This is a genomic window from Anoxybacillus flavithermus, from assembly GCF_002742685.1.
Classification (GTDB): domain Bacteria; phylum Bacillota; class Bacilli; order Bacillales; family Anoxybacillaceae; genus Anoxybacillus; species Anoxybacillus flavithermus_E.
The window spans coordinates 18,652-40,393 of record NZ_PEDM01000027.1 but is presented as its reverse complement, the minus strand read 5'-3'; the positions used below and the strand labels follow the sequence as shown (position 1 = coordinate 40,393).

Genomic DNA, 21,742 nt, shown 5'->3' with positions numbered 1-21,742 from the left:
TGTGAGAGGACGGAGGTTAATCACCTCCTCCTACTCGATTACATATGGGAGGTTAATATATGCTACACATACGTACTTTGTTCATGCATCGGTCGTTCCTTATGCTTTTGTTAATCGTGAATGTCATTGGAACGATTTACGGTTACATATGGTACGGACCACAGTTGTCGGAAACGCCAACGATCTTTCTTCCGTTTGTTCCAGATAGTCCAACCGCAAGCTTATTTTTTGTTTTTGTTGTAATTGCCTGGCTTCGTCATACGCATTGGCCGCTTATGGAAGCATTGGCGGTTGTTACGCTCGTGAAGTACGGCATTTGGGCTGTTGTCATGAACATGCTCGTATTTTTTGTGACAGGAGAACTCGGTTGGGCGGGATGGATGCTTGTAATATCCCATGGGGCCATGGCGGTGCAAGCGTTGTTGTATGCTCCTTATTATCGTATGTCCTTCATTCATGTTGTTGTCGCAGCGATTTGGACGTTGCATAACGACGTCATCGATTATGTGTTTGGGATGATGCCACAATATCGGATGTTGGCGCAATATACGCTACAAATCGGCTATTTTACGTTTTGGCTAAGCATCGTTTCGATTGCGGTGGCGTACATTTTTTCACGCCGACGATAAATCGAGGTCTATGTCTCTTTTTGCGGTCATATATTCAATAGTAAGATCGTAAGGAGGGACAAGGAGATGCGCATTCGACTCGTCGTGATGTTTATCATGATTTCTTTATTTCCGTATACTGTATATGCAAACGGACATGAGTGGGACAAACTCGATCAAATTTCTGATGAAGCGCTTCAGCTAACAAAAAATGATCGCTTACAAGAAGCAAAACAGTTATTGGAATATTTTGAGAAACAATTCGCGTTATTTCGTGAAGATATTCATTCGATGGATGTCATATATGTATTAACGGCTACGCATGAAGAAGCATTAAAAGCGGTCACGACATCGAGTGTACCGATGGAACAACGAATTAATCAATTAACGCAATTTCGACTTGCTGTTGATGCTGTTCATACGAAACATCAACCGCTTTGGAAAGAAATGAAATATGCTGTCATGTCAGCGTTTGAAAAGATGAAACAAGCGATGGAACGTGAGGACGAACAGTTATTTCAACAAGCGTTTCATCAATTTTTACAACGGTATCAACTTATTGAGCCGAGCGTGAAAATTAATGCCGATCGTGAACAAGTGAAACGTGTATCTGCTCATATTTCTCTTTTAGAAGCACCTGCTTTTCGCCAATTGCATACAACGGAGCGAATGAAAGAGTTGCGGCAAATGGAAGAAGATTTACAAGCTTTGTTTGCGGATGGAAAAAAGCAAACGTCCCTCCCTTCACTTTGGTGGGTGATGACGTCGATCGGTGGCATGATTATTATGACGTTAACGTATGTAGGGTGGCGAAAATACCGTGGTGAAAAAGAGCGAAAAATGGTAAGGGATAAACAATAAAAGCGTCCGCTGTTGGACGCTTTTATTCATGTAGCGGTTGTTTATTTTCATCAAGCGTAAATCCCTCACCATGTACATCGTGCACATCGCTAATGGCAACAAATGCATATGGGTCAACGGACGTGATAATCGCTTTTAAACGCGATAATTCGTTTTTCGCTACAACGCAATATAAAACATCTCGTTCGCGTTTTGTATAAGAGCCCATTCCTTTTAAAATGGTAACCCCTCGCTCCATTTCTGTCATAATTTTCTCGGAAATTAAATCACTTTTTTCAGAAATAATGGTCGCTCCTTTTGCCGCATATGCTCCTTCTTGTAAAAAGTCAATGACGCGCGCCCCGACAAACACCGCAACGAGCGTATACATGCCTTCACGGTATGGTAAATATGTCAGCAACGAGAGAAAAATGACACATGAGTCAAACAGAAACATCGTTTTTCCCATACTAATGCCTTTATATTTATATACAAGCCGCGCAATAATATCGACACCGCCTGTTGTTCCGCCGTAGCGAAAAATAATACCAAGACCGACCCCGATAAAAACACCAGCAAACAATGCTGCTAACGTCAAGTCGTTATTGAGCGGAATGTGAAACCCGTATCGTTGGAAAATCCAGAGAAATACAGATAAACTAACCGTTCCGAGAATTGTATAAAAAAACGTTGTTCTCCCAAGCAATTTCCATCCGATAAAAAAGAGCGGAATGTTTAGTACTAAGTTTGAAATGGAAGGATCAATGCCAAACAAAAAGTATAAAAGAAGCGTAATCCCTGTAAACCCGCCTTCCGCTAATTTATTTTCCATATTGAAATGGACAAGTCCAAACGCAAAAATAGCCGAACCTAGTAAAATAAATGCTACATTTTTCAGCTTCATCAACTTCACCCCTTGAATATGACTGCGTTTTTTATTATAGAGGAATGTGATCATACCCGTCAAAAACATTTGTCAAACGTCCCACTTTTAGCTAACATGAATGTAAGAGGTGAAAGTCATGGAAAAAACGGTGCGACAACTGCAACAAGAAGTGGACGAATACATTGGGCAGTTTAAAGAAGGGTATTTTAGCCCGCTGGCGATGCTTGCTCGTTTAACGGAAGAATTAGGAGAGCTCGCTCGTGAAGTGAACCATTACTACGGTGAAAAACCAAAAAAGAAAACGGAACAAGAAAAAACGATTCAAGAAGAACTAGGCGATTTATTGTTTGTCCTTATATGTATGGCGAATTCGTTACATATCGATTTACAAGAGGCACATGATGCAGTCATGCATAAATTTCAAACGCGAGACCGCGATCGTTGGACAAGAAAGGAAGAGGAACGATGATTCGAATTGTCATTGCTGGACCACGCGGACGTATGGGACGGGAAGCTGTTTCCCTCGTTCATCATACAGAACATTTTGAACTTGTAGCGGTTGTAGACCGAATGAACGAAGGAAAAACGTTAGCGGAAATTGACGGTTTTCCTGCGATAGAGGCGCCAATTTTTACAGATTTAGAACGGTGCTTACAAACGGTACAAGCGGACGTATTGATCGATTTAACGACCCCAGAAGTCGGAAAACGTCATACAGAAATTGCATTGCATTACGGTGTTCGTCCGGTCGTTGGTACGACAGGATTTACAGAAGATGATTTAACACGTCTAACACAAGTAGCAGAAGAGAAAAAAATTGGTGCGATTATTGCACCTAATTTTGCCATTGGTGCAATTTTAATGATGAAATTTGCACAAATGGCTGCTAAATATTTTCCTCACGTAGAGATCATTGAACTTCATCACGATCAAAAGCTCGATGCTCCGTCTGGCACAGCGTTAAAAACAGCACAGCTCATTCAACAAGTGCGCCCTTCATTTATGCAAGGGCATGAAGCTGAAAAAGAAACGGTGGGGGGAGCACGCGGAGCGTTATATGACGGCATGCGCATTCATAGCATTCGTTTGCCGGGGCTTATAGCACATCAAGAAGTGATTTTTGGTGGTGATGGACAAACATTGACGATTCGTCACGATTCGTTTAACCGTGCATCGTTTATGTCAGGTGTTCGCTTTTCTGTTGAAACGGTGATGAACCTAGAAACACTCGTGTATGGATTAGAACATTTAATTGAATAAGGGGGCGAGAAATTTGAAAATTGCATTAATTGCACACGATAAGAAAAAAGAAGATATGGTACAATTTGTTACAGCTTATCAACATATTTTAGCTGAACACGAACTATATGCAACAGGTACGACAGGATTGCGCATTCAAGAGGCGACAGGTCTTTCCGTTCATCGTTTTCAATCTGGTCCACTTGGAGGCGATCAGCAAATTGGTGCGATGATCGCAAATAACGACATGGATATGGTCATTTTTTTCCGCGATCCGTTGACAGCCCAACCACATGAACCGGATGTTAGTGCTCTTATTCGTCTTTGTGACGTATATGCCATTCCGTTAGCGACGAACATGGGGACAGCTGAAGTACTTATACACGGTTTAGAGCGTGGCGATTTTGCGTGGCGAAATATTGTGAAACGAGGGAAGAAGTAATGCATATGTTAGCATTTGGTGCCCATCCTGATGATGTTGAAATCGGGATGGGCGGAACGATTGCGAAATACGCCCAACAAGGATATGACATCGGTATATGTGATTTGACGCTAGCGGAACTATCATCGAACGGAACGGTACATACTCGGCAACAAGAAGCGAAGCAGGCAGCCGCTATTCTCGGCGTTCATACACGTATACAGCTCAATCTTCCAGATCGCGGATTAACGATCCAAAAAGAGCATATTGATCCGATCGTGACTGTCATTCGTACATATCGACCAAAAATTGTGTTCGCACCATACTGGGAAGATCGCCATCCGGATCATGGGCAATGCGCGAGATTAGTAGAAGAAGCGGTGTTTTCAGCTGCTATTCGCCGATATGGAGAGCTCCCACCTCATCGCGTGCAAGCCGTGTATTTTTATATGATTAACGGATTTCATCGCCCTCATTTTGTTATTGATATTAGTGATACGATTGATAAAAAATTAGCGAGTTTACAAGCATACGAAAGCCAATTTGAGCGAACGAGCGGTTCAGTTGACACGCCGTTAACAAACGGCTATATTGAAACCGTTAAAAGCCGCGAGCGATTGTTCGGAAAAGAAGTCGGTGTTTCGTTTGCGGAAGGATTTATGTCAAAAAAACCAATTATACTTGCACATGATTTGTTAGGGGAAGAAAGATGAAACTGAAAATAGGAATTGTTTGCTATCCGTCAGTCGGCGGCTCTGGGGTCGTTGCGACGGAATTAGGAAAAATGCTTGCTGAACGCGGTCATGACATTCACTTTATTTCATCAAGCATTCCGTTTCGGCTAAACAAAGTATATCCAAATATCTACTACCATGAAGTAACAGTTAATCCGTATTCTGTGTTCCAATATCCACCATACGATTTGGCGTTGGCGAGTAAAATTGCAGAAGTGGCGAAGCGAGAACAGCTTGACATCATTCATGCCCATTATGCTGTTCCGCACGCCCTTTGCGCCTTTTTAGCGAAACAAATGGTTGGTGATCATTTAAAAATTGTGACAACGCTGCATGGTACAGACATTACTGTGCTCGGATACGACCCGTCATTAAGCGACTTAATTAAATTTGGTATCGAACAATCCGATGTCGTCACAGCTGTATCAAATGCGTTAGCGATTCAAACGTACGAACTGCTTGACGTGCAAAAACCGATTCAAACGGTGTACAACTTTGTTGATGAACGTGTATACAGCAAACGGCGAAACGATGAACTTCGTCGTCAATACGGCATTGCACCGTATGAAAAAGTAGTCATTCATGTATCGAACTTTAGAAAAGTGAAGCGGGTATGCGATGTCGTTCGTACGTTTGCGCTCGTTGTAAAACAAGTCCCTGCGAAATTGCTCCTTGTCGGTGATGGACCAGAAATGACCGTTGTTTGTCGCCTCGTCAAAGAATTAAAACTATGTGACCATGTTCGCTTTTTAGGAAAACAAGAAAATTTAGCGGAGTTATATTCCATTAGTGACGTAAAATTGTTATTGTCAGAAAAAGAAAGCTTCGGTCTTGTTTTACTAGAGGCGATGGCATGTCAAGTTCCTTGCGTTGGCACAGCGATCGGCGGCATTCCGGAAGTCATTGAAGATGGGAAAAACGGATTTTTATGTGCGCTCGGTGATGTCAACGATGCAGCCCGTCAAACGCTTCGTTTATTAACGGATGAATCCCTTCGTGAAACGATGGGACAAAAAGCATGTGAAACAGTATGTGAAAAATTTTATTCTGAGAAAATTGTGGCACAATATGAACATATTTATTTTCAACTTAAAGGGGATGAATGATGAACGAACAATTTCGACAGGCGCTTTCTGTCATTGAAACATTAAAACGTCACGGGCATGAAGCGTATTTTGTCGGTGGTGCGGTTCGCGACTATTTACTACAAAGACCGATTGGGGACATCGATATTGCGACATCTGCTCATCCACAAGAAGTAATGTCTATCTTTCCGAAAACTGTTCCTGTCGGTATTGCGCACGGAACGGTGATAGTTATCGAGCGTGGCATTTCATATGAAGTAACAACATTTCGAAAAGAAGGACGTTACGAAGATTATCGAAGACCGAAAGAGGTCACGTTTGTCCGCTCCCTTTATGAAGATTTGCAGCGACGTGATTTTACGATGAACGCCATTGCGATGAATGAGCACGGTGACATCATCGATCCATTTGGAGGAGTCGAAGCGTTAAAACAATGCATCATTGAAACGGTTGGCGATGCTGCTGAGCGCTTTAACGAAGATGCGTTGCGGATGATGCGGGCGCTTCGATTTGTTAGTCAGCTTGGCTTTTCTTTATCTCCAAACACAAAACAAGCAATCATGCAATACGGTCATTTGTTGCAACATATTGCCGTTGAGCGCATCGCTGTTGAATTCGAAAAATTGTTGCTCGGTCCGTTTATGTCTAAAGCGATCGAGCTTCTCATCGAAACGAATTTATTTTTGTACTTGCCTGAGCTTGCGACGAAAAAAGGAGAGCTCGCTCAACTAGGTGCTTCTTCACTTGTGCCAGCTCATCGCACGGAAGCATGGGCTCGATTTGCATTTGTCGTCCGTTTTCATCAAAAAGAACTAAAAAAATGGAAATTACCGAACCACTTAATTCGTGATGTGTTGATTTGTTTAAAAGCGCTCGAGCATATTCGTTCGTTTTCGGATTGGACAATTGATTCATTGTATGAGTACGGGTCATATATTCCACATATCGAGCGCATACGCGCTGCATTTGATCATGATGAACCACATGTACATCTGTTATTGGAACAGTGGGAGGCGTTGCCCATTCACAATCGCAAAGAGCTTGCGATTAATGGAAACGATTTGCTTACTTTATTTGAACGGAAAGCTGGTCCATGGTTAGCTGAAATGATTGAAAACATCGAGCGTGCCGTACTGCATCGTCAAGTGGAAAATAAGAAAGAGAAGTTAAAGGAGTGGGCGGTGTGCAATCAGAGACGAGAAAACAACTATTGAAACTTTTTACGGAAGCAGGCGATTCATTTTTATCCGGACAAAAAATTAGTGAACAGCTCGGTTGCTCACGGACAGCGGTTTGGAAACATATTGAAGAATTAAGGAAAGAAGGATTTGAGGTCGAAGCTGTTCGACGGCTCGGCTATCGTCTAACACAAATGCCTGACAAACTGAACGCGAATGAATTACAACTTGGTTTAAAAACGAAACGTTTTGGTTGGAACGTACATGACCAAGAAAGCATGCCTTCAACGCAACAATTAGCCCATCAACTTGCGCATGAAGGTGCCGAAGAAGGAACAATTGTCATTGCTGAGGAGCAGACGGCAGGAAGAGGACGTTTAAATCGGTCATGGCATTCGCCGAAAGGAACAGGGATTTGGATGAGTTTAATTTTGCGCCCTTCTATTCCACCGCAACAAGCACCCCAGTTGACGCTTTTAGTTGCTGTTGCTGTTGCTGAGGCGATTCAAGAAGTAACAAACATCGTACCGGACATTAAATGGCCAAACGATATATTAGTCAATGGTAAAAAAGTGGCCGGCATTTTAACAGAATTGCAAGCTGATCCCGATCAAGTGCGGGCAGTCATCGTAGGCATCGGTATGAACGTCAATCAAAAACAGTTCCCGAATGATATTGCCCCAATTGCGACGTCTCTTGCAATTGAAACAGGACGAACGTTCCACCGTCCGAAAATTGTTCAAACATTATTACAAAAATTAGAGCAGCTATATGAACAATATTTACAACACGGCTTTCTACCAATTAAACTGTTGTGGGAAGGCTATGCAGTCACGATTGGCCAACAAATTATAGCGCGTACGGTAAATGGGGCGATTCGCGGTGTGGCACTTGGTATTACAGATTCAGGCACGTTAAAAGTGCAAACAGAAGATGGAGCCATTCATTACATTTACTCAGCAGATATTGAAATAAAAAAACAGTAGGAAAATTTCGAAATATTTGTTAAAATGAAAGCGGTTGAAATTGGGCAGTATCTGCATAAGAACTGCACCACGCATACGACATATTGACGATCATTTCTGCCTTGATCCAATCAAACGGACGGGGACAGAGGGATGGAGCAAAACAAAAAGTCCTTCTTTCTCTATTTTGGCAGAAAGAAGGCTTTTTTTATCCATTTCCTCTGCATATTGAGAGGAGGATGTATATGAAAACAAAATTAGATTTTCTCAACATGAAAAAAAATCATGAGCCAATCGTTATGCTGACAGCTTACGATTATCCATCAGCAAAGCTTGCTGAGGCAGCCGGTGTTGATATGATTTTAGTTGGTGATTCGCTCGGAATGGTCGTATTAGGATACGATTCAACAATCCCTGTGACGGTTGCAGATATGATTCATCATACGAAAGCTGTTCGACGGGGTGCGCCAAATACGTTTATCGTCACAGATATGCCTTTTATGTCGTATAGCACGCTTTCTGATGCATTGCAACATGCGAAAGCGATCATGCAACAATCAGGTGCAAATGCTGTCAAAGTCGAAGGAGCAGGTTCTGTATTGCAAGTCATTTCTTCTTTAACAGAAGCAGGCGTCCCTGTTGTTGCCCATCTTGGCTTAACACCACAATCGGTCGGTGTGTTGGGGGGATATAAAGTACAAGGAAAAGATGCCGAAAGTGCTCGACGTCTTATACAAGAAGCAAAAGCGTGTGAACAAGCTGGAGCGATCGCACTCGTGTTAGAATGTGTGCCGAAGCAACTTGGCGAAGCGATTACGAAACAACTAGCCATCCCGACAATTGGTATTGGAGCGGGAGTCGGTACGGATGGACAAGTACTTGTCTATCATGATGTACTCGGATATGGTATAGAACGCGTTCCGAAATTTGTTAAACAATATGCGAACGTTCAGCAAACGATGCAACAAGCGCTAGCCGAATATGTGGCTGACGTAAAAACACGTCAATTTCCAAGCGATGAGCAATCATTTACGATGAACGAACAACAATGGCTGGCGTTATACGGAGGGAAATAATCGTGATTACAATCGAAAAAATTGAACAAATGCAAGCCTGTATAATGGCTGAACGCCAAAAAGGAAAAACGGTCGGTTTCGTGCCAACGATGGGTTACTTGCACGAAGGACACGTCGCGTTATTAAAACGAGCGCGAGAGGAGAATGATCTCGTTGTTTTAAGTATTTTTGTCAATCCCCTTCAATTTGGGCCGAATGAAGATTTTGATCGTTATCCGCGCGATTTTGAACGCGATCATGAAATCGCTAAACAAGCGGGCGTAGACATCGTCTTCTACCCGTCCGTTCGTGAAATGTACCCGCATGAGCCGTCGGTAACAGTAAAGGTGCATGAGCGCGTTGATGTACTTTGTGGCAAATCTCGTCCAGGGCATTTTGACGGGGTCGCAACGGTTGTGACGAAACTATTTCATATTGTCATGCCACATCGCGCATATTTTGGAATGAAAGATGCGCAACAAGTGGCGGTTATCGATGGGCTTATTCGCGATTTTCATTTTCCGATTGAACTTGTCGCTGTTCCGACAGTGCGTGAAGATGATGGGCTTGCCAAAAGTTCACGAAACGTGTATTTAAGTGAGCGTGAGCGACAAGAAGCGCCTGCTTTATATGCTGCTTTACAAAAAGGAAAAGCATGCATCGAAGCTGGAGAACGCGATGTAGAGAAGGTACGACAAGCGATTGTACATCATATCGAACAACATACAATGGGTGTGATTGATTACGTTGACATTTACTCTTATCCAGAGTTAAAGCCACTCGAGACGTTACAAGGAAAGATCATCCTTGCGCTCGCTGTGCGGTTTACAAACGCTCGTTTGATTGATAATATCGTTATGAACGTACAATAAGGGGGAAACATCATGTTTCGCACATTAATGAACGCTAAAATTCATCGCGCTCGTGTGACCGAAGCGAATTTAAATTATGTTGGTAGCATTACGATCGATGAAGATATTTTAGATGCAGTCGGCATGGTTGCAAATGAGAAAGTACAAATTGTAAATAATAACAATGGAGCACGATTTGAAACGTATATTATTCCTGGGGAAAGAGGAAGCGGTGTGTTTTGTTTAAATGGAGCAGCAGCTCGTCTTGTTCAAAAAGATGATGTTATCATCGTCATTTCATACGTGCTCGTACCAGAAGAAAAATTGGCGTCTCACCGCCCGAAAATTGCGATTATGGACGAGCATAACCGCATTAAAGAACTCATCGTACAAGAGCCGGCGGCGACCGTTTTATAACGGGAGCCATGCCGCCTCTTTTTGTTTGTTACACAGATGTGAGGTGAAAAAAAGATGACTGATCGCTTTGTCGTCGTCGATATTGAAACGACAGGAAATGCCCCGAAAAAAGAAGATCGCATCATTCAAATCGGTTTTGTCGTCATCGAGGGCGACAAAGTTAGCGAACGTTTTTCAACATTCATTCAGCCTGAACGGGACATTCCGCCATTTATTCAACAGTTAACAGGCATTGATCATACGATGGTGCACGATGCTCCTCCGTTTCATCATATTGCCCCGATGCTCGTTGAACAATGGGAAGGAGCTTATTTTGTAGCGCATAATGTTCATTTTGATTGGGCATTTTTACAGGAGGAATTTGTTCGTAGCGGCATACAACCGCCAACATGTCGGCTTTTAGATACGGTGGAACTCGCTCGTTTTCTTATGCCAACACAGTCAAGCTATAAGCTTAACCATTTAGCTGAGGCGTTGTCGCTTGCCCATGATCGGCCGCATCAAGCAGATTGCGACGCAGAAGCGACAGCCCAACTGCTTCTTCTTTTACTGCACAAGCTATCCCATTTACCGCTTGTGACATTAAAGCAACTACGCCGACATAGCCAACCGTTAAAAAGTGAGTTGACGGCCCTTTTAGATCAATACATTACGAAAAAGGAGCGCTCTCTTCAACCGAACGAAACAACGGTTGAATATGAAGGAATCGCCTTGAAAAAATGGCTTTCGCCAAAACGGGTTGATTCCCATGAACATATTCCGTCTTTTTCACAATGGCTGGCGACAAATCCATTTGTTTCCCCATTTGAATATCGGGATGGACAAAAACAAATGATGGAAGATGTCAACTATGCGTTACAAACGTGTCAACATGCTCTAATTGAAGCGGGAACAGGTGTTGGAAAAACGATGGCATACTTACTTCCTTCCATATTTTATGCGATAAAACAACAACAACCTGTCGTCATTAGCACACATACGCTTCAGTTGCAAAAACAAATGATTGAAAAAGAACTGCCGCGCGCTGCACAGCTCGTTCCTTTTTCATTTACAACAGCTGTTTTGAAAGGCAAACGAAATTATATTAGCGTTAGAAAATTTGCTCGTACGTTAAAAGATATAGATACAAACTACGATATCGCTTTAACAAAATGTCAGTTGCTCGTCTGGTTAACAGAAACAGAGACAGGAGACGTTGATGAACTAAACTTAACTGCTGGAGGTACGTTATTTTGGGAAGATGTGCATAGCGATGACACGAATGAGGAATACGATTTTTTCGTTCGTGCCAAAGAACAAGCAAAACATGCACATGTCATTATTACAAATCATTCATTTGTTATGCACGATTTAACAGCAGACGAAAAGTTTTTGCCACCATACGAACAACTTATTATTGATGAAGCGCATCATTTAGAAGATGTAGCTGCTCATTTTTTCGGAAGGCACGTTTCATATGAGTACGTTCGTCTATTATGGACACGAATGAACGACATCGCTATGATACACAAAATGGGGGTACTTCGCTCGCTTTTAGGAGATCTTGAATATGAACTAAATCAACTATTTCAATCTCTGCGTCATTATGTGTTCCGCCGCCAAAAAGGAGATGGACGTATTCGTTACCGCTTTGTTCCGTGGAAAGAGTACGGGAAAGAGTGGAATGGGGCAATAGAGCTACTTATGCGTGTCATGAATGATGTGCAACAATTGTCGCACATGATCGACGATGTTCCAAAAGAAGAGATTAAACCTTTTACCACATTTATTGACGTTTTGTATACGTTGCAACATTTATTAATGAGCGACGATGATGATATTGTTCGTTGGCTAGAAGTAGATGCGAAAGCTGCAGTGAACGCGGTCACAGTCACTTCACAGCCACTCGATTTATCCCATTTTTTTGCTGATCAATTATTTTCACGTAAGCGGAGTGTCGTTTTAACTTCAGCAACGTTAACGACAAACAATCGTTTTTCGTTTATAATTGCACGGCTTGGTCTTAATGATTTTTATCCGTTTACACGCACCATTCCGTCTCCATTTTCGTATGAAAAACAAGCGGCGCTTATGGTGCCAACAGACTTACCGACGTTTCCTTCGGTTACTGTTGAACAATATGCCGAGCAAGCGGCACAACAAATTATACGCATTGCCGAACATACAAATGGAAGAATGCTCGTATTATTTACGTCGTATGAACTGTTAAAACAAACGTATGCGTTTGCGAAACAATTCAATGATGATCAGTTTGTATTGCTTGCTCAGGGAGTAAGTGGAAGCAATGCAGCGAAGTTAACGCGTCATTTTCAGCAATTTGAGCAGGGGATCTTATTTGGTGCGAGCAGCTTTTGGGAAGGGGTAGACCTCCCAGGAAATGAAGTAACATGCGTCGTCATTGTTCGGCTGCCATTTGCTCCACCAGATGATCCGGTTATGGAAGCGAAAAGCGATTATATTCGCGCCAAAGGAGGAAATCCGTTTTACGATTTATCGTTGCCACAAGCGATTTTGCGCTTTAAACAAGGATTTGGGCGATTAATTCGTACAAAAGAAGATCGGGGAATGATTTTTGTTTTAGACCAGCGATTGTTAACAGCATCGTACAGCAAATATTTTTTACAATCATTGCCGCCTATCCGTGTATATCATGCGCCGCTCGCCGAACTTCTACAACATGTAAATGACTGGCTATAAAATTCCCTTCATCCGTAAAAGATAAAAGATGTAGATGAAGGGAGTGAACGTTTTGCAATGGATGCTATTGTTTTTTGTGTTAAGCAGTTTCATGCATCCTTCAACGACAGGAGAGGACATTCAAAAAATTGATATGATGCTTGAAGAAGAAGAAATGGCCATTATGTTTTTTCCGCTCAGCAACGGAGAAGCGACGTTATTCAAACATGCAAGCGGAAAAACGGTATTGTTAAATACAGGGGCACCGCATACAGAACGCGAGCTAAAAAGATGGCTTGAGCATTTCCATATTACCGAAATTGATGAACTTTTGTTAACGAGTGATGACCAAGAATATATCGGCAATGTCAAATGGATTGAACAAACGTACGGTCCGAAAATAGTGAATGAATGGGAAGAACAAAAAGTGTATGAACCGTTTCCTCATTTTCGCATACAGCCACTCTATATTGCCGATGGAGATGTAACGATGTCCCTTCAATATGGTCAGCTCCGCCTTTTATATATGGCGCATGCTGACAATGATGTCGAGCGAACATTGATGACAATGCCGCTTCATGATGTAAACATATTAAAAATTGCCCATTTCGGTATAAGTGATTATCCACGCACATCTTTTTTAAAACATGTCGACCCACAAGTAGCAATCATTTTTAAAAAGCATGGCAACTGGCCGAGTGAACGTTTACTTGAGCGATTGTACGCGGCGTGGATCGATTGTTATGAGACAAATCGTTTTGGCGTGATTGTAGTGAAATGTAGTTTGGAGGAATACGATGTCATGACATTTTAAAAAAGGGCCAACGTTCGGCCCGCGGTGTGTACGATAGGAATTTTTTTAATTCAAATTGACCAATGTAGGAAATCGTTGCTACAATGAAGATGTTTATACACCGAAATCGGTGTGTAATTGTATTGTTTCCGTTCGTAATAAACGATATAAGTAACAAAATTTGTGCACATGGAGGATCGGATCGTGGAGAGCAAAATCGAAGTATTAGCAACTGTAAAAGTTGAGTACTCATCAGACTTATACAAAATTGTTGATTGTTTGAACCGAACGTTAAAAGAAAAAGATTTAATGTTCGGACTAGCGCTTGATGAAGAAAATAAAGAAAAGGCTGTGTTTACGATTTATCGAACGTAAGAAGGGATGAATGTGAAAAAAATAGTCATTGCCTTCGTGTGTGTGTTGTTCGCCGCTTTAGCTCTATACATCGACGCATATAGCGATGCGATATCGTCTAAAAACGAAAGCGAACAACGTGCGATGAAACAGGCGGAGAAAAAAGGGATTATCCATATAACTGATGTATATACGTATCGAGGTAGTGACGTATACATCATCGTCATAGGCAAAAATGATAAAGATGAACAAATGATTGCCTGGGTGACGGAAAAAGGAAGAGTGGTTGATGTTCGAAAGGCTTCAGAAGGCATTACAAAACAACAAGCGCAATCTTCCGTTAAACCGTATCATCCGAGAGAAGTTGTTTCAGTGAAATTAGGAATGGAAAAAGGGGTCCCGCTATGGGAAATTACATATATTGACGAACGAGACCGTTATTCGTTTTATTACGTTCGTTTTGAAGACGGGACCTTTTTGAAAAGATATCATTTTGCGAGGGGGAAGGATTCATGAAGTTAGCGAAACGCGTTGCATCATTAACGCCATCATCAACGCTTGCCATTACAGCGAAAGCAAAAGAATTAAAAGCAGCAGGGCACGATGTCATTGGGCTTGGCGCCGGTGAACCGGATTTTAATACGCCCCAACATATTATGGAAGCCGCTGTAAAAGCGATGTATGACGGCCATACAAAATATACGCCATCTGGTGGGTTAGCAACACTCAAGCAAGAGATTATTAAAAAATTTCAGCAAGACCAACAACTTGACTATAAACCGTCAGAAATTATTGTATGTGTCGGGGCGAAGCATGCGCTTTACACGCTATTTCAAGTCATTTTAGATGAAGGCGACGAAGTCATTATTCCAACGCCGTATTGGGTAAGTTATCCAGAACAAGTAAAACTAGCAGGCGGCGTGCCGGTATATGTTGAAGGGCTCGAAGAAAATGAGTTCAAAATTACACCAGAGCAATTAAAACAAGCGATTACAGCTCGCACGAAAGCGGTCATTATTAACTCTCCAAGTAATCCAACGGGCGTCATTTATACGAAAGAAGAGTTACGGGCGCTCGGTGAAGTATGTTTAGCCCACGATGTGCTTATCATTTCAGATGAAATTTATGAAAAACTCGTTTACGGTGGACATGAACATGTTTCTATTGCCCAACTCTCACCGGAATTGAAAAAACAAACGATCATCATTAATGGAGTGTCGAAATCACATTCCATGACAGGATGGCGCATCGGTTATGCAGCGGGGGATTCAGATATTATTCGCGCCATGACAGATTTAGCGAGCCATAGTACGTCAAACCCAACATCGATTGCTCAATACGCTGCGATTGCTGCATATAGCGGATCCCAAGAGCCGGTTGAACAAATGCGACAAGCGTTTGAAGAACGATTAAATATTATTTACGATCGCCTAATTCAAATTCCTGGCTTTTCATGTGTGAAGCCACAAGGTGCGTTTTATTTGTTCCCAAATGCAAAACAAGCGGCAACGATGACCGGATACGAAAATGTCGATGCGTTTGTCGAAGCGTTGCTTGAAGAAGCGAAAGTCGCACTTGTGCCTGGTTCAGGATTTGGTGCGCCAAACAACGTGCGCTTATCATATGCGACATCGCTTGAGTTACTTCATCAGGCGCTCGATCGTATCGAAACATTTATAAATGAAAAAACGCGTGGCTAGTCGATATGACTAGCCTTTTCTTTGAGTGTAAGAACGATCATCTTGCGTTTTTTTGTCGAAATGTATAATATTGATGATGTACATAACAGTTGAACGTCTTTGGAGGGAATTTTTGTGAAAACGACGATTGCAGAAGTACATAAATATGTAGGACAAGAAGTAACGATTGGCGCTTGGCTTGCGAATAAACGGTCAAGCGGAAAAATCGCTTTTTTACAATTGCGCGATGGCACAGGCTTTATTCAAGGAGTTGTGGAAAAAGCGCAGGTGAATGAAGATGTATTTCAATCAGCAAAAAGCATAACGCAAGAAAGTTCGCTTTATGTGACGGGGGTAGTGCGTGAAGATGCCCGTTCACCGTTTGGATACGAGCTATCTGTTACAAACATTGAACTCATTCATATGGCTGTTGATTACCCGATTACACCAAAAGAACATGGTATTGAATTTTTAATGGACCATCGTCATTTATGGTTGCGTTCGAAACGGCAACATGCGATTATGAAAATTCGCAACGAAGTCATTCGGGCAACGTATGAATTTTTCAATGAAAATGGCTTTGTAAAAGTGGATCCACCAATTTTAACAGGAAGTGCGCCAGAAGGGACGACGGAATTATTCCATACGAAATATTTTGATGAAGATGCGTACCTTTCTCAAAGCGGTCAGTTATATATGGAAGCAGCAGCGATGGCACTTGGCAAAGTATTTTCGTTCGGACCAACGTTCCGTGCTGAAAAATCAAAAACGCGCCGCCATCTAATTGAGTTTTGGATGATTGAGCCGGAAATGGCATTTTATCAATTTGAAGACAACTTACAAGTACAAGAACAATACGTATCCCATATTGTGCAATCCGTACTAAAAAATTGTCAGCTCGAGCTCAAAACGCTCGGACGCGATACGTCCAAATTAGAAAATGTAAAGCCACCGTTTGCGCGCATTACGTATGATGAAGCGATTCAGCTTCTTCATGAAAAAGGGTTTAACGACATTCAATGGGGCGATGACTTCGGGGCGCCACATGAAACAGCGATTGCGGAAAGCTTTGACAAACCAGTATTTATTACACATTATCCAACGACATTAAAACCGTTTTATATGCAGCCGGATCCAAACCGTCCAGAAGTTGTTCTTTGTGCCGATTTAATTGCTCCAGAAGGATACGGAGAAATTATTGGTGGCTCAGAGCGCATTCACGACTACGATTTACTAAAACAACGTTTAGAAGAACATCAGTTGTCACTCGATGCATATAAATGGTATTTAGAGCTTCGTCAATACGGCTCTGTACCACATTCAGGTTTTGGACTAGGACTTGAGCGGACAATTGCTTGGATTTGTGGTGTTGAACACGTTCGTGAAACGATTCCGTTTCCGCGTTTACTCAATCGTTTATATCCATAATGATGAAATCCCCCGTGCTCACATGGGGGATTTGTTTTATGATATAATAGGGCGTGAGGTGTTTGACATGGATAATGAAATGATTCGTTTTTTTCGTGAAGGAAGCGTGGCAATTCCAAGATTATTATTAACGAGTTATAAAACGCTTGGGTTAAATGAAACAGAGTTTATGTTACTGTTACACATTCATTCGTTTCTTGAACAAGGAATTTCATTTCCAACTCCAGATGAAATTGCTGCACGCATGACTATTTCATCTGAAATGTGTATGCAACAACTGAGAAAGCTTGTACAAAAAGGATTTTTAGCCATTGAAGAGCGAATGGATAACAACATTCATAGTGAATGCTATTCGCTTGATCCGCTTTGGGAAAAGCTCGTTCGTGCTGTTTTTCAAAGTAAGAAACAAGAAGAAGAGCACGAGGAACAATTGTACACCGTTTTTGAACATGAATTTGGTCGTCCGCTTTCTCCGATGGAATGCGAAACGCTAGCGATGTGGATGGACCAAGATGAACACGATCCAGTTATTATTAAAGCGGCGCTACGCGAGGCAGTATTGTCAGGAAAATTAAATTTCCGTTATATCGATCGTATTTTATTTGAGTGGAAGAAGAACGGAATTAAAACAATTGAACAAGCACAACAACATGCGAAAAAGTTTCGTAAAAACCAAGTGAAGCAAGAACAGCCATATAAACCAACCGTTCCGATTTATAATTGGCTTGAACAGTCGTAGAAAGGATGGTTACATGCTAACGAAGCAACAAATTCGCTATTGCTTAGATGAGATTGCAAACATGTTTCCAAACGCGCATTGTGAGCTCGTTCATCGCAATCCGTTTGAACTATTAATTGCTGTTGTTTTATCGGCACAATGTACCGATGCGCTCGTCAATAAAGTGACGAAGCAACTATTTGAAAAATATAAAACACCAGAAGATTACGTGTCTGTTCCGTTAGAAGAGCTTCAACAAGACATACGTTCGATCGGACTATATCGCAATAAAGCAAAAAACATTCAGCAACTATGTCGTATACTACTAGAGCAATATAATGGGGAAGTGCCACAAAGTCGTGACGAATTAATGAAGCTTCCAGGTGTCGGACGGAAAACAGCGAACGTTGTCATATCTGTTGCATTTGGTGTTCCTGCTATTGCTGTTGATACACATGTCGAACGAGTGAGCAAACGGCTCGGCATTTGTCGTTGGAAAGATTCCGTGTTAGAAGTAGAAGAAACACTAATGAAAAAAATTCCGAAAGAAGAATGGTCGGTGACCCATCATCGCCTTATTTTTTTTGGGCGTTATCATTGTAAAGCACAATCGCCGAAGTGTGGCGTTTGCCCATTGCTTCATCTTTGTCGAGAAGGAAAAAAACGGATGAAAGGAAAGATGTAAATGATCGTTCCCAGCACGTTTCAACATCCGCTCTTTTTTTCGATATCTTCTATTGATGATCATACGTTTCAACCGTTCCCAATGATGATGAAGCGTGTGCCGTTTTATTATGATATAACGCAAAAAGAGAAGCCGTGGGAACAAAAAGAGCAGTCACTTCCTGCCATATTTAAACTTTGGGAAGAAGAAAAGCGTGAACTCGCCCCATTGTTTGCAGCGCGTCAAGCGAACAAAGCAAAAGAGGGAATGGTTCGGGGAATGAGCTACTTTTTATGTGCGCTACATTGGCTCAATGAACGAGCAGTAAGCAACGTATACCAATGGGAAAAGGAAGTTCAGTCGCTCCCGCTCCATCCACTAAATGTCGTTGATCGGCTTTCTTTTATTTTCGCTCGTCCTACCCTTCACCATTCTTTTGTTCAATTAGATGAACTATTTACCGAGCTCATGAAGCTATTTTATAAACAAATCGCTCAACAAAAAAGAGACTGAGGATGCACTCAGTCTCTTTTCTTACTTATTGATTATTCGTTGTTCCACCGCTATTTCCATTTCGTTGTTGATTGTTCGTTCCCGACGAATTTGTTGATGAATTGTTATTCGGATTTGTTGGATTTGTCGGGTTTGTTGGTGTTCCCGGATCGCTTGGATTTGTTGGCGTCTCTGGATTGTTTGGGTTTGGCTCGGTCGGATTTGTTGGCGTCTCCGGGGTTTCTTCGTTTCCCGACTGTCCTGGTGACTCATTTTCGTTTGGTTGTTTCGGTTCTTCTTTTGGAATTTGCACAAGCGCTGTCGCTGGCGCGCTTTGCGTGCCATCTGCTGCGACGACATATATTTCAAACAAGTATACCGAGCCTTCTTTTGCATCAACGGTTAGTTGGGAGTCTTTTGTTGTTGCAATAACGGTCGGCTTACGACCATCTACCGTTTGACGCACTTCAAACGACACATCTTTTTCAGGATCGATCGTATACGACCATGACAACGAAATCGTTTGTGTCGCTGGATCGTATTGTGCTCGTAAGTCTTTTACTGGTTCAATCACTTCTGGTTCATCTTCAGCCACTTCCGTTGGCTCTTCATAACCGCGCACGAAATATTCGTACGTAATTTCACTTTTTGGCGTATGTTCATTCGCTAGTTTTGGCGGATTCGTTCCTTTTTTTACTGCGAGTTGAACAACGCTTTTCGGCTGTTTAAAATCGCCGCCGCTACCATCATCTACGTGAGAAATAATGCGTTTAAACAACTGTTTCGCATATTGTTGTTCAGGCTTAGATAAATAGGCTTCGCTACTTTTTTTACTAAAACCAGTCCAAATCGCGGCGGTATAGTTTGGTGTATAGCCAACAAACCAGCTATCAGGCACAGCGCCTCTTGCAAGACCGTATTTGCGGCGATCTTTTTCGTCATAGTTTGTCGTTCCCGTTTTCCCGGCAATATGAAGTCCCGGCACATTCGCTGCTGTCCCTGTCCCAGATTGAACGACCGTTTTTAACATGTCGGTAATCATAAATGCTGTATAGTCTTTCATGGCCACTTTTGGCTCTGGGCGAAGATCCATTTCCGTTCCATCTGGAAACACAACTTTTTTCACCGCATGCGGTTCAATGTAAATCCCACCGTTTCCGAACGCGCTATATGCACCGGCCATTTGGAGTGGAGAGACGCCCTTGCCGACGCCACCAACCGCATAGGCTTCATGCATTTCTTCAAAGCCCATACCAAGCTTATTTGCAAACTGTTTCGCTCGCTCTAAACCGACTTCTTGAAGCGCTTTTAGTGCTGGAATGTTTCGAGAACGGGCAAGCGCTGTTCGCATTGACATTTGTCCTTCGTATTTGCCGTCCCAGTTTTTAATTGGCGTTCCATCAGAGTATTGATACGGCTCATCTTTCAATTGATGGTACGTTGACCATTTTAAATACTCAATAGCTGGGCCGTAATCGACGATCGGTTTAATTGTTGAACCAGGCTGTTTTCGTGTATCGGTTGCATAGTTAAACCCGAACATGACACCTTCTTCTTTTTTCCGGCCGCCGCCAAGCGCCCGAATTTCGCCTGTTTTTGTATCTACGAGAGCAATGCCGGCTTGAAAATCGGCCTTGTTTGTACGAATGACCTCATCGGAATTGAGCAATTCCTCAACATACGACTGGGCGTTTGGATCTAACGTTGTATAAATGTGCAGTCCGGCAGTAAACACATCCAATCCCGTTTTTTCTGTCACTTCATCGATGACTTGATCAATAAATGAATCGTATGGAATATCGCCTTGTTGTTTGTTTTCTGTTAATAGCGATTGTACAGGTACTTTTTTTGCTTCTTCTGCTTCTTCTTTCGAAATAAACCCATGCTTAGCCATCAGCGATAATACTGTATTGCGACGTTTTTCCGCCGCTTCAGGATGCGTAAACGGGTTGTAATTGTTTGGACTTTGTGGAATGCCAGCAAGCAACGCCGCTTCTGGTAACGTCAATTGCGATAAATCGCTTTTGCCGAAGTATGTTTCTGCAGCTTTTGCAACACCGTATGCGCGATTTGAGTAATAAATTTTGTTTAAATACATTTCTAAAATTTCGTGTTTTGAGTATTTTTGCTCGAGCCGAATGGCAAGCCATAACTCTTGCACTTTTCGTTTTAACGTTTTTTCAGGTGTTAAAAAGGAGAGTTTGACAACTTGTTGCGTAATTGTACTTCCGCCTTCAGCACCAAATCCTTCGCGAATGTTCGCTAACACTGCACCGAAAAAGCGCACAATATCAAACCCATGATGTTCGTAAAAGCGAGCATCTTCTGTCGCAAGCACCGCTTCTTCAAGTACTTTTGGAATATCGTTATACGATACGTAAATACGTTTTTGTTGACCAAGTTCTACTACTTTTTGTCCGTTGACGTCGTAAACGATTGAAGCTAAAGGATCTCGCAACAACGTTTCATCAAGCGGTGGTGCGTCTTTAATCATCCATGCAAACGCGGCAACACCTGAAAACATTCCTATTGTCATTATGAGCAACATAATGAGCACAATTTTTTTCATGATTGAACGCCCTCGCTTACGCGGACGTTGTTTTTTTTGTTCCGCTTGTTTTCGTTCTGTTCGTGAACGATAATTCGCCATATCGTTCCT

General features: G+C 42.1%; 23 protein-coding genes. 21 read left to right on the top strand and 2 right to left on the bottom strand.

Annotation, left to right across the window (positions count from 1 at the left end; translation table 11 throughout):
* Nucleotides 1-59 precede the first annotated feature (59 nt).
* Both lhaT and ypjB read left to right on the top strand, forming a co-directional pair.
* Nucleotides 60-629, top strand: a complete 570-nt coding sequence (gene lhaT / locus CS060_RS10925; protein WP_035049591.1) for a lipoprotein heptaprenylglyceryl N-acetyltransferase LhaT — start codon at nucleotides 60-62, stop codon at nucleotides 627-629.
* A 66-nt stretch (nucleotides 630-695) separates the two neighbouring features.
* Nucleotides 696-1,469 carry a sporulation protein YpjB gene (gene ypjB / locus CS060_RS10920; RefSeq protein ID WP_035049589.1) on the top strand — a complete coding sequence of 258 codons (774 nt, stop codon included), beginning with the start codon at nucleotides 696-698 and terminating at the stop codon, nucleotides 1,467-1,469.
* A gap of 22 nt (nucleotides 1,470-1,491) precedes the next feature.
* Here the strand turns inward: ypjB and CS060_RS10915 are convergent, their stop codons facing one another.
* Nucleotides 1,492-2,352 carry a YitT family protein gene (locus tag CS060_RS10915; RefSeq protein WP_257211134.1) on the bottom strand — a complete coding sequence of 287 codons (861 nt, stop codon included), beginning with the start codon at nucleotides 2,350-2,352 and terminating at the stop codon, nucleotides 1,492-1,494.
* 118 nt (nucleotides 2,353-2,470) lie between these two features.
* Between CS060_RS10915 and CS060_RS10910 the strand changes: the two genes are divergently transcribed.
* From CS060_RS10910 to CS060_RS10820, 19 genes are all read left to right on the top strand, one after another.
* Nucleotides 2,471-2,803 carry a nucleotide pyrophosphohydrolase gene (locus CS060_RS10910; RefSeq protein ID WP_035049587.1) on the top strand — a complete coding sequence of 111 codons (333 nt, stop codon included), beginning with the start codon at nucleotides 2,471-2,473 and terminating at the stop codon, nucleotides 2,801-2,803.
* Nucleotides 2,800-3,594, top strand: a complete 795-nt coding sequence (gene dapB / locus CS060_RS10905) for a 4-hydroxy-tetrahydrodipicolinate reductase (RefSeq protein WP_035049585.1) — start codon at nucleotides 2,800-2,802, stop codon at nucleotides 3,592-3,594. Before CS060_RS10910 ends, dapB begins: the two co-directional genes overlap by 4 nt.
* A 13-nt stretch (nucleotides 3,595-3,607) precedes the next feature.
* Complete coding sequence (gene mgsA, locus CS060_RS10900; RefSeq protein WP_032099864.1) at nucleotides 3,608-4,015, top strand: methylglyoxal synthase; 408 nt, start codon at nucleotides 3,608-3,610, stop codon at nucleotides 4,013-4,015.
* Nucleotides 4,015-4,707 (top strand): bacillithiol biosynthesis deacetylase BshB1, encoded by a 693-nt coding sequence (gene bshB1 / locus CS060_RS10895; protein WP_035049583.1) that lies wholly within the window; start codon nucleotides 4,015-4,017, stop codon nucleotides 4,705-4,707. The genes mgsA and bshB1 overlap by 1 nt, the downstream gene beginning before the upstream one ends.
* Complete coding sequence (bshA, locus tag CS060_RS10890; RefSeq protein WP_035049581.1) at nucleotides 4,704-5,834, top strand: N-acetyl-alpha-D-glucosaminyl L-malate synthase BshA; 1,131 nt, start codon at nucleotides 4,704-4,706, stop codon at nucleotides 5,832-5,834. Before bshB1 ends, bshA begins: the two co-directional genes overlap by 4 nt.
* Nucleotides 5,834-7,027 carry a CCA tRNA nucleotidyltransferase gene (locus tag CS060_RS10885; RefSeq protein WP_035049578.1) on the top strand — a complete coding sequence of 398 codons (1,194 nt, stop codon included), beginning with the start codon at nucleotides 5,834-5,836 and terminating at the stop codon, nucleotides 7,025-7,027. Before bshA ends, CS060_RS10885 begins: the two co-directional genes overlap by 1 nt.
* Complete coding sequence (locus tag CS060_RS10880; RefSeq protein ID WP_503413717.1) at nucleotides 6,997-7,977, top strand: biotin--[acetyl-CoA-carboxylase] ligase; 981 nt, start codon at nucleotides 6,997-6,999, stop codon at nucleotides 7,975-7,977. Before CS060_RS10885 ends, CS060_RS10880 begins: the two co-directional genes overlap by 31 nt.
* A 224-nt stretch (nucleotides 7,978-8,201) precedes the next feature.
* Nucleotides 8,202-9,032: a 3-methyl-2-oxobutanoate hydroxymethyltransferase gene (gene panB / locus CS060_RS10875; RefSeq protein WP_035050469.1), complete on the top strand. Its 831-nt coding sequence runs from the start codon at nucleotides 8,202-8,204 to the stop codon at nucleotides 9,030-9,032.
* A 2-nt stretch (nucleotides 9,033-9,034) separates the two neighbouring features.
* Nucleotides 9,035-9,883 (top strand): pantoate--beta-alanine ligase, encoded by an 849-nt coding sequence (gene panC / locus CS060_RS10870; RefSeq protein WP_035050470.1) that lies wholly within the window; start codon nucleotides 9,035-9,037, stop codon nucleotides 9,881-9,883.
* Nucleotides 9,884-9,895: 12 nt separating this feature from the next.
* Nucleotides 9,896-10,279, top strand: a complete 384-nt coding sequence (panD, locus tag CS060_RS10865) for an aspartate 1-decarboxylase (RefSeq protein ID WP_035050471.1) — start codon at nucleotides 9,896-9,898, stop codon at nucleotides 10,277-10,279.
* Nucleotides 10,280-10,333: 54 nt separating this feature from the next.
* Nucleotides 10,334-12,976, top strand: coding sequence for an ATP-dependent DNA helicase DinG (gene dinG, locus CS060_RS10860; RefSeq protein WP_035050472.1), 2,643 nt, complete (start codon nucleotides 10,334-10,336; stop codon nucleotides 12,974-12,976).
* Between the two features lie 61 nt (nucleotides 12,977-13,037).
* Complete coding sequence (locus CS060_RS10855) at nucleotides 13,038-13,769, top strand: ComEC/Rec2 family competence protein (protein ID WP_257211135.1); 732 nt, start codon at nucleotides 13,038-13,040, stop codon at nucleotides 13,767-13,769.
* 183 nt (nucleotides 13,770-13,952) lie between these two features.
* A complete protein-coding gene (locus tag CS060_RS10850; RefSeq protein WP_006319505.1) occupies nucleotides 13,953-14,123 on the top strand; it encodes a YpmA family protein in 171 nt (56 codons plus the stop codon).
* 6 nt (nucleotides 14,124-14,129) lie between these two features.
* The gene (locus CS060_RS10845; RefSeq protein ID WP_035050473.1) at nucleotides 14,130-14,618 is read left to right on the top strand and encodes a cell wall elongation regulator TseB-like domain-containing protein; all 489 of its coding nucleotides are present in this window, start codon (nucleotides 14,130-14,132) and stop codon (nucleotides 14,616-14,618) included.
* Nucleotides 14,615-15,802 carry a pyridoxal phosphate-dependent aminotransferase gene (locus CS060_RS10840; RefSeq protein ID WP_035050474.1) on the top strand — a complete coding sequence of 396 codons (1,188 nt, stop codon included), beginning with the start codon at nucleotides 14,615-14,617 and terminating at the stop codon, nucleotides 15,800-15,802. The genes CS060_RS10845 and CS060_RS10840 overlap by 4 nt, the downstream gene beginning before the upstream one ends.
* Nucleotides 15,803-15,916: 114 nt before the next feature.
* Nucleotides 15,917-17,209, top strand: coding sequence for an asparagine--tRNA ligase (gene asnS, locus CS060_RS10835; RefSeq protein WP_035050475.1), 1,293 nt, complete (start codon nucleotides 15,917-15,919; stop codon nucleotides 17,207-17,209).
* Between the two features lie 67 nt (nucleotides 17,210-17,276).
* Nucleotides 17,277-17,948, top strand: a complete 672-nt coding sequence (locus tag CS060_RS10830) for a DnaD domain-containing protein (RefSeq protein ID WP_035050476.1) — start codon at nucleotides 17,277-17,279, stop codon at nucleotides 17,946-17,948.
* Between the two features lie 13 nt (nucleotides 17,949-17,961).
* Nucleotides 17,962-18,612 (top strand): endonuclease III, encoded by a 651-nt coding sequence (nth, locus tag CS060_RS10825; RefSeq protein ID WP_035050477.1) that lies wholly within the window; start codon nucleotides 17,962-17,964, stop codon nucleotides 18,610-18,612.
* A complete protein-coding gene (locus CS060_RS10820; protein ID WP_035050478.1) occupies nucleotides 18,613-19,104 on the top strand; it encodes a YpoC family protein in 492 nt (163 codons plus the stop codon).
* A gap of 25 nt (nucleotides 19,105-19,129) precedes the next feature.
* On the opposite strand, the gene CS060_RS10815 is transcribed toward CS060_RS10820, so the two are convergent.
* Nucleotides 19,130-21,733 (bottom strand): transglycosylase domain-containing protein, encoded by a 2,604-nt coding sequence (locus tag CS060_RS10815; RefSeq protein WP_035050479.1) that lies wholly within the window; start codon nucleotides 21,731-21,733, stop codon nucleotides 19,130-19,132.
* Nucleotides 21,734-21,742: the final 9 nt, after the last annotated feature.

Bases quoted from the DNA above. Each gene is read 5' to 3' on its own strand.
- lhaT (WP_035049591.1), top strand. From the start codon at position 60: ATGCTACACATACGTACTTTGTTCATGCATCGGTCGTTCCTTATGCTT.
- ypjB (WP_035049589.1), top strand. From the start codon at position 696: ATGCGCATTCGACTCGTCGTGATGTTTATCATGATTTCTTTATTTCCG.
- CS060_RS10915 (WP_257211134.1), bottom strand. From the start codon at position 2,352: ATGAAGCTGAAAAATGTAGCATTTATTTTACTAGGTTCGGCTATTTTT.
- CS060_RS10910 (WP_035049587.1), top strand. From the start codon at position 2,471: ATGGAAAAAACGGTGCGACAACTGCAACAAGAAGTGGACGAATACATT.
- dapB (WP_035049585.1), top strand. From the start codon at position 2,800: ATGATTCGAATTGTCATTGCTGGACCACGCGGACGTATGGGACGGGAA.
- bshB1 (WP_035049583.1), top strand. From the start codon at position 4,015: ATGCATATGTTAGCATTTGGTGCCCATCCTGATGATGTTGAAATCGGG.
- bshA (WP_035049581.1), top strand. From the start codon at position 4,704: ATGAAACTGAAAATAGGAATTGTTTGCTATCCGTCAGTCGGCGGCTCT.
- CS060_RS10885 (WP_035049578.1), top strand. From the start codon at position 5,834: ATGAACGAACAATTTCGACAGGCGCTTTCTGTCATTGAAACATTAAAA.
- panB (WP_035050469.1), top strand. From the start codon at position 8,202: ATGAAAACAAAATTAGATTTTCTCAACATGAAAAAAAATCATGAGCCA.
- panD (WP_035050471.1), top strand. From the start codon at position 9,896: ATGTTTCGCACATTAATGAACGCTAAAATTCATCGCGCTCGTGTGACC.
- dinG (WP_035050472.1), top strand. From the start codon at position 10,334: ATGACTGATCGCTTTGTCGTCGTCGATATTGAAACGACAGGAAATGCC.
- CS060_RS10855 (WP_257211135.1), top strand. From the start codon at position 13,038: ATGCTATTGTTTTTTGTGTTAAGCAGTTTCATGCATCCTTCAACGACA.
- CS060_RS10845 (WP_035050473.1), top strand. From the start codon at position 14,130: ATGAATGTGAAAAAAATAGTCATTGCCTTCGTGTGTGTGTTGTTCGCC.
- CS060_RS10840 (WP_035050474.1), top strand. From the start codon at position 14,615: ATGAAGTTAGCGAAACGCGTTGCATCATTAACGCCATCATCAACGCTT.
- CS060_RS10830 (WP_035050476.1), top strand. From the start codon at position 17,277: ATGGATAATGAAATGATTCGTTTTTTTCGTGAAGGAAGCGTGGCAATT.
- nth (WP_035050477.1), top strand. From the start codon at position 17,962: ATGCTAACGAAGCAACAAATTCGCTATTGCTTAGATGAGATTGCAAAC.
- CS060_RS10820 (WP_035050478.1), top strand. From the start codon at position 18,613: ATGATCGTTCCCAGCACGTTTCAACATCCGCTCTTTTTTTCGATATCT.
- CS060_RS10815 (WP_035050479.1), bottom strand. From the start codon at position 21,733: ATGGCGAATTATCGTTCACGAACAGAACGAAAACAAGCGGAACAAAAA.